Here is a 7,182-nt window from a genome sequence, read left to right as displayed (position 1 = left end):
GGAACGACCAGCATTGTCAAACCCAGGCCGTCCATCACCCGCAGGGCGTGCTCGAGATTGACGCCCTTGCCGTTCTCCAGCTTGGACAGCATGCCAACGGAGACGCCGCAATGTTTCGCCGCCTGGTCAATGGGCATCCCGTCCCCTGCGCGGGTGAATCGAATGCGGTCGCCCAGCTGGTGAATGGTGCGAATTGTGGCGCGCGAAGGTGGCGTCGGATCAGGAAGTGGTCGCGGTATGGCGGCCGGTCTCCGTGACAAAGGGAAGTCGGCGTGGAGGCTGCTCGCCAGGTTGTTTCATGATAGTGAAATTATACGCCGCAACGCTGATGGCTGCCCTCTATTCCGAGGGGAAAACCGCCTCATGCCAGCTAGCACTTGCAGACCCGGCAGCTCCTTCACGTCCTTACTGCGACAGAACCCTCAGGAGTTGTGTAGACGACGCCTGACACAGCGGTTGCTGTTCGCCGTAACCGCCGCGGAATCCTCGGGCCCGCAACGTTCAAATATTTCGAATAAGTCGTTGACTATCGCTTTCAGACACCCTCGAATTCAGGCCTATCATTCAGTCCACGTAGAGCACAGCGTCATTCACACAGTTTGATGAACGGCCTCTATCTTTGGTTAACTTTGGAGCACATCATGAATTCCGCCCCCACCCCCCTTTACCCTGCCGGCCGCGCCCTGCTTGGCGCTCTCTTCCTGATTTCCGGTCTCCTGAAAATCGGTGGATTTGCAGGGACTGCCGCATGGATGGCCAGCGCCGGCCTACCTCTCGCGAGCCTCCTGCTCGTGCTCACAATCGCGGTCGAGATTGGAGGTGGCCTGACACTCATCACCGGCTGGAACGCCCGTTGGGGCGCGCTGACTCTGGCGCTATTCCTTGTGCCGGTAAGCCTGGTTTTTCACGGTTTTTGGAGCGCTGACGCTGTGAATTACCAGAATCAGTTCAATCACTTCTTCAAGAATATCGCCATCCTGGGAGGCATGCTGGTTGTATTCGCTATGGAATCGGCACGCGCGCAGGTCAAGGCCCAATGACCGACCTGAGGGAGCTGACCCTTTCCGCGGGCCATCTCTGCCATGTGCCTTGTCTGCGCAAGGCTCATCAGCGGCGCTTGCGCTGCAAAACCAGGCGCCGCATTCTTCCGCTGGCTTGAAGACTGTTTTCCTCAAGCACTATTTCCCCGCAGTACCAGGAAATATATCGTTCTGCCAATCCTACGCAATCAGCCTTTGGCAGGCACGACATCATGCAACCTTCTCATTCATTCGTCTATGAGGCACACGCGTCCCGTGTCGTGTTTGGCACGGGCGCGTCGAACCAGGTTGCCGCCGAAGTCGAAAAGCTGGGCGCCGGCCGCGCCATCGTGCTTTGCACACCGAACCAGAAGGCCGAGGCGACACGCATATCCGATCTCCTGGGGCCACTTTCTGCCGGCATCTATGCCGGTGCAATCATGCATGTTCCGGTCGAAGCCGCGCGCGAAGCGGTTGCGCGTGCACGTGGCGCCGGGGCCGGCTGCGCAGTGGCCATCGGCGGTGGCTCCACCACGGGGCTGGGCAAGGCCATTGCACTGGAAACTGGCATGCCTGTCGTGGCCATTCCAACCAGCTATGCTGGGTCCGAGATGACGCCCATCTATGGACTCACGGAAGCTGGCCAGAAAAAAACTGGCAGAGATCTGCGCGTACTGCCGCGCACCGTCATTTACGACCCCGCACTGACGGTTGGACTGCCGGCGGGACTCACGGTGACCAGCGGCCTGAACGCGATCGCTCATGCCGCCGAGGGCCTGTATGCGCGCGACACGAATCCCGTGATGTCGCTGATGGCCGAGGAAGGCATCCGTGCCCTTGCGAGCGGCATTCCCGCCGTGATCCGCGCGCCGGCGGATCTCGACGCCCGCGCGCAATGCCTGTACGGCGCTTGGCTCTGCGGCACCGTGCTCGGTAGCGTGGGCATGGCGCTGCATCACAAGCTGTGCCACACGCTTGGAGGCAGTTTCAACCTGCCCCATGCCGAGACTCACACCATCGTGCTGCCTCATGTGCTGGCCTACAACGCGTCGGCCGCGCCCGAGGCGATGGCCCGGATCCAGCGCGCCATTGGCGCCACGGGGCAATCCGCGGCAGCGGGTTTGTTCGACCTGGCCGCAAATAATGGCGTGCCGGTTGCATTGCGCGACATCGGCATGTGTGAGCAGGACCTGGACCGGGCCGCTGACATCGCGCTGGCCAACCCCTACTGGAATCCCCGCCCGATCGAGCGCGAGCCGATCCGGGCGTTGCTTCAGGCCGCTTTCGACGGCCTGCGGCCCGCATGACCCAAATCACCGCGAGCACGCGCGAAGAACAGATCGGAGCAGACCTCATGAAGATTGGCTTTATCGGAACCGGCAAGATGGGCTTGCCGATGGCGCGTCACCTCGCCAACGCGGGGCATGACGTTGTGGCCTACGACATTGCAGGGGATCAGGTAGCGGCCGCACGCCAGGCAGGCCTCGCCGTCGCCGCATCGCTCGCCGAAGCGGTGGGTACCGCCGAAGTGATATTCAGCTCGATGCCGCACGATGCGGCGTTTACGTCGGTAGCCAGCCAGATTGCCGCGGCTGCCACGCCCGGCGCGCTCTATATCGACACCAGCACGATCTCCCCGACGGCTTCGGCAGCGGCCGCACCGCAGCTTGCCGCACGCGATATCGCCTATCTGCGGGTTACCGTATCGGGCAACAACCACATGGCAGAGGCCGCAAAGCTGACCGCGATGGTGTCGGGGCCATCCACCGCCTATGAGCGCGTCAGGCCCCTGCTGGCCGCGCTGGGCCCCACGCAGTTTTACCTAGGCGACGCCGAGCAGGCGCGCCTGATGAAACTCGTCGTCAACCTGTTGATCGCGCTGACCTCCGGCATGCTGGCAGAGGCGCTGACCCTGGGCAAGAAAGGCGGCCTCGACTGGCAATCGATGTGGAACGTGATCACCGCAAGCGCTGTGGCCTCGCCGATCGTCAAGGCGAAATCGGAGCAGTTGGCCGTGCACGACTACACGCCCACATTCACCGTTGACCAGATGCTCAAGGACGTCGGCCTGATTCTCGATGCGGGCGCTGACCTACGCGTGCCGATGGGCCTGACCGCCCTGCTCGGCCAGATGCTGCAGGGTGCGGCAGCACAGGGCCTGGCTGGCGATGACTACGCGGCGATCATCAAATCCACAGGTGCGGCGGCCGGGCTGACCTCATGAGGTCCACTTGCGCTCGTAGTCCATGCGTCGGAAGTGCTCCACCAGGAATTCGATAAACAGCCGAACCCGCGCCGGTAAATGATTGCGGTGCTGGAACGCGAGATTGATGGTCAGCCTCGGCAGATCCCAATCGTCCAGCACCGGAATCAGGCGGCCCGCAACGATATCGTCGTAGACGATGTACTTGGGCTGCACCAGAATCCCCATGCCTTCGAGCGCGGCCGCGCGCAGCACCTGGCCGTCGTTGGACTCCATCGTGCTGCGCACGGTCATCATGTGCTCTTCGTCGCCCCGCCTGAAGGCCAGTTCGTTGGGGCGATTGGCGTACGAATAGATCAGCATGGCGTGATCCGCGAGGTCCTCGACGCTGCGCGGAATACCCTTTCTATCGAGGTAGACCGGCGAGGCAGCCAGCACGCGACGCGTCTGTGCAAGCCGGCGCACCGTCAGGTTGGAATCCGGCTCGAATTCGCGGGTGCGGATCGCCAGGTCGATACCGCTGTCCATGATGTCGTAGTACCGATTGGCAGCGAGGATATTGACGCTCACCTTCGGATAAAGCGCCGTGAACTCTGGCATCACTGGCCCCAGGTGCTTCATCGCGAAGGACAGCGAGGCCGTCACCGTCAGTGTGCCGCTGGGCTCCAGCACGGTGGCACTGACGTCGGCCTCGGCCTCCTTCATTTCCGCCAGTACTTCCTTGCAGCGCCTGAAGAACTGCTCGCCCACCTGCGTCAGGTAGAGCCGCCGCGTGTTGCGCTCGATCAGTCGCGCGGAAAGCCTGCGCTCCAGTGAACTCAGATAGCGGCTCGCCGCCGCGTTCGACATCTCCAGGCTTTCCGCAGCCTTGGTGATGCTGCCGAACTCCGCCGTTTGCACGAACAGTTCAATTTCGGTCCATCGATCCATGCGTAGTCTCCGCCGCGCGTCGCATCGTCCGATTTTCTCGGCAGGTGAAAGAAAGATTTCCGCGTGCGACGTTTTTTTCCGATTTGCCAGAGTATAGACTCGTTCGAAACTCGACTGCAAACGTTTGTAAGCAGAACCGGAACGACGAGGAGACAAGAGACATGACGCGCACCCTGATTCGCGGGGCGACGCTTGTCACGATGGATATCGCCTTGGGTGATTTCATCGGCGACCTGCTGATCGACGGCGATCGGATTGCCGCCATCGGCCCCCATATTGTGGCGCCCGATGCCGAGCAGATCGACGCGCACGGCTTTATCGTGGCGCCCGGTTTTATCAATGCCCACATGCACACTTGGCAGACCGCGCTAAGAGGCGTGGCCGCGGGCTGGACGCTTACCGAATACTTCCGCCAGATGCATGCAGGCCTGGCCACGCGCTTTACGCCCGAGGACATTCACATCGCCACGTTGGCAGGTGCGTGGAATCAGCTCGATTGCGGCACCACCACGCTGGTCGACTGGTGTCACAACAATCCCACGCCGGCACACAGCGATGCCGCGCTCGATGCGCTGGAGCAATCGGGTATCCGAGCCGCATTCCTGCACGGTTCGCCGAAGCCCGATCCCACGCCCGGCGTCGCCCCGTTCTGGGAAACACCGCACCCCCGCGTCGAAGTCGAACGCCTCGCCCGACGGCTTCAGGGTTCCGCGCTGGTCAGCCTGGGTCTTGCCATTCTCGGTCCGCACTATTCGACGATGGAAGTGGCGCGGCACGATTTCGCGCTGGCATGTGAGCTCGGACTGCTGGCCAGTATGCACCAGGGCGGCGGCGCCGCGCGCACCCCTGACGGCTGGGAGCAACTCGAAGCTGCAGGTCTGCTTGGTCCGCACATCAACATCGTGCATGGGAACAACCTTACCGACTCGCAACTTGCCCGTTTCGTCGATACAGGCGTGAGTTTCTCGCTCACCCCCGAGAACGAGCTGACCCAAGGCCACGGCTTCCCGATCACCGGCCGGTTGCGCAGGCTGGGCGCGACCCCATCGCTGGGCGTGGATCTCGAATCGGGCCTGTCTGGCGAAATGTTTATGGCCGCACGCGTGGCACTCGGCGTGCAGCGCGCGCTGGACCACGCGGCCTACCGCGCCGAGCATGGCGAGATCGCGGCCAGCCATCAGGCGAGCTGCCGCGAGGCGCTGGAATGGATCACGATGGCCGGCGCACGCATGCTTGGCATGGCCCATTGGATTGGTTCGCTGACGCCTGGCAAGCAGGCGGACCTGGTGCTGATCGATGCGCGCCGGCTCAACATGATGCCCCTGCACGATCCTGTGAGCGCGATCGTGATGCAGGCCAGCCTGGCCAATATCGATAGCGTGTTCGTTGCCGGCGTACCGCGCAAGCGCCACGGGAGCCTGCTGGTGGACGGACTGCCGGCGACGCTCGAACTGCTCCGTGCCTCGGGCGAACGACTGCTGCACAGGCATGCAAACGCCTGAGAGGAGAAAGGGAAGACAATGAACGCGATCACCGAAGTCGCCCCCCTGCTGGAGATGCGCGGCATCTGCAAGGCATTTCCGGGCGTCAAGGCACTCGACGACGTGTCGTTCGAGATCTATCCGGGCGAGGTGCACATGCTGCTGGGCGAGAACGGCGCCGGCAAGTCATCGCTGATGAAAGTACTGTGCGGCGTCTATGTTGCCGACGCGGGCGAGTTTTATCACGAGGGCCGTCGCGTCAGCGTAAGCAGCCCGGTCGACACGATGCGGCTCGGCATCGCCGTAATCTTCCAGGAGTTCTCGCTGGTACCGTACCTCGATATCGCGCAGAACATCTTCCTCGGACGCGAGCCGCGCGGGGGCCTGCCCGGTTCGACCGATCACGCAAGAATGCACGCCGAGGCACGACGACTGCTCGATATCCTCGGCATGGACATCAGTACCCGTACCCCCGTGCACCGGCTCGGCGTGGCGCAGCAGCAAATGGTGGAGATCGCCAAGGCGCTGTCGCAGAATGCCCGCATCCTCGTGCTGGACGAACCCACGGCGGCGCTGTCGGACCGTGAAACCGAGAAGCTGTTCGCGGTGATCGGCAAGCTCAAGGCCGATGACGTGTCGATGATCTATATCTCGCACCGTATGGCGGAGGTCTTTGCGCTGGGCGATCGCATTACGGTGATGCGCGATGGCCGCAAGGTCGGCAGCTATCTGCCCGGCGATGCCACGCCTGACGAACTGGTGGCGCGCATGGTTGGTCGCAAGGTCGATATGAGCTACAGCCGCGAGCGCAGCGGCGTGACTGGCGAACTGGCGCTGGAGATGCGCGACGTTAGCGCGGACAACGGCATCGAGGACATCAACCTGCAAGTGCGCGCCGGCGAGATCGTTGGGCTGGCGGGGCTGGTTGGCTCCGGGCGCAGCGAAGTGGCACGCGCGGTGTTCGGCGCCGATCCGGTCCGCCAAGGCGAGATCCGCATTTTCGGAAAGGCGATGCAGGGCGGCCCCGACAAGGCACGGGCGCTCGGTGCGGCGCTGATTCCGGAGAGCCGCAAGACCGAGGGCCTGGCCCTGATCCGCACGGTGCGCGACAACCTGCTGCTAGCCGGGCTGCGCCGGGTATTCCCGACGCATTGGTACCGCAGCGGCAAGGCCGACGCGCTGTCGATGCGCGAGATCGAGCGCCTGCGCATTGCCACGCCCAATGGCGACCAGCTCGCGCAATACCTGTCCGGTGGCAACCAGCAGAAGATCGTGATCGGCAAATGGCTGCTTGCCGAGGCGCGGCTGTTCATCTTCGATGAACCGACGCGCGGCATCGACGTAGGTGCCAAGGCCGAGATCTTTGCCCTGATCGACAGCCTGGTAAAGCAAGGCGCAGCGGTGCTGCTGATCAGCTCGGAACTGCCGGAAATCCTCAGCGTTTGCGACCGTACCTATGTCATGCGCGAAGGCCGCATTGCCGGCGAACTCGCGCACACCGAGATGACTGAAGAAAGCATTCTGCAACTGGGGATGAACGATGCCTGAC

7 protein-coding genes are annotated in these 7,182 nt (G+C 63.0%); 5 read left to right on the top strand and 2 right to left on the bottom strand.

What is annotated here, in order from left to right:
* The coding region (locus RM96_RS39875; RefSeq protein ID WP_238587149.1) for a helix-turn-helix domain-containing protein at positions 1 to 137 on the bottom strand (137 nt) is incomplete at its 3' end.
* A 504-nt stretch (positions 138 to 641) separates the two neighbouring features.
* Here RM96_RS39875 and RM96_RS08080 point away from each other — a divergent pair.
* The 3 genes from RM96_RS08080 to RM96_RS08070 all read left to right on the top strand — a co-directional run bounded on the left by RM96_RS08080 (position 642) and on the right by RM96_RS08070 (position 3,243).
* A complete protein-coding gene (locus tag RM96_RS08080; protein ID WP_039009523.1) occupies positions 642 to 1,040 on the top strand; it encodes a DoxX family protein in 399 nt (132 codons plus the stop codon).
* Between the two features lie 212 nt (positions 1,041 to 1,252).
* Positions 1,253 to 2,326, top strand: a complete 1,074-nt coding sequence (locus tag RM96_RS08075) for a maleylacetate reductase (RefSeq protein ID WP_039009522.1) — start codon at positions 1,253 to 1,255, stop codon at positions 2,324 to 2,326.
* On the top strand, positions 2,323 to 3,243 hold the full coding sequence (locus RM96_RS08070; protein ID WP_238587155.1) for an NAD(P)-dependent oxidoreductase: 921 nt from the start codon (positions 2,323 to 2,325) through the stop codon (positions 3,241 to 3,243). The genes RM96_RS08075 and RM96_RS08070 overlap by 4 nt, the downstream gene beginning before the upstream one ends.
* Here RM96_RS08070 and RM96_RS08065 read toward each other — a convergent pair.
* Positions 3,238 to 4,152, bottom strand: coding sequence for a LysR family transcriptional regulator (locus tag RM96_RS08065; RefSeq protein WP_039009521.1), 915 nt, complete (start codon positions 4,150 to 4,152; stop codon positions 3,238 to 3,240). The genes RM96_RS08070 and RM96_RS08065 overlap by 6 nt on opposite strands.
* A gap of 161 nt (positions 4,153 to 4,313) precedes the next feature.
* Between RM96_RS08065 and RM96_RS08060 the strand changes: the two genes are divergently transcribed.
* Both RM96_RS08060 and RM96_RS08055 read left to right on the top strand, forming a co-directional pair.
* A complete protein-coding gene (locus tag RM96_RS08060; protein WP_039009520.1) occupies positions 4,314 to 5,654 on the top strand; it encodes an amidohydrolase family protein in 1,341 nt (446 codons plus the stop codon).
* 18 nt (positions 5,655 to 5,672) lie between these two features.
* Positions 5,673 to 7,181: a sugar ABC transporter ATP-binding protein gene (locus tag RM96_RS08055; protein ID WP_039009519.1), complete on the top strand. Its 1,509-nt coding sequence runs from the start codon at positions 5,673 to 5,675 to the stop codon at positions 7,179 to 7,181.
* Position 7,182: the final 1 nt, after the last annotated feature.

This window comes from Cupriavidus sp. IDO (genome assembly GCF_000812465.1).
Lineage (GTDB): Bacteria > Pseudomonadota > Gammaproteobacteria > Burkholderiales > Burkholderiaceae > Cupriavidus.
This window is presented reverse-complemented; position numbering and strand designations above follow the sequence as displayed.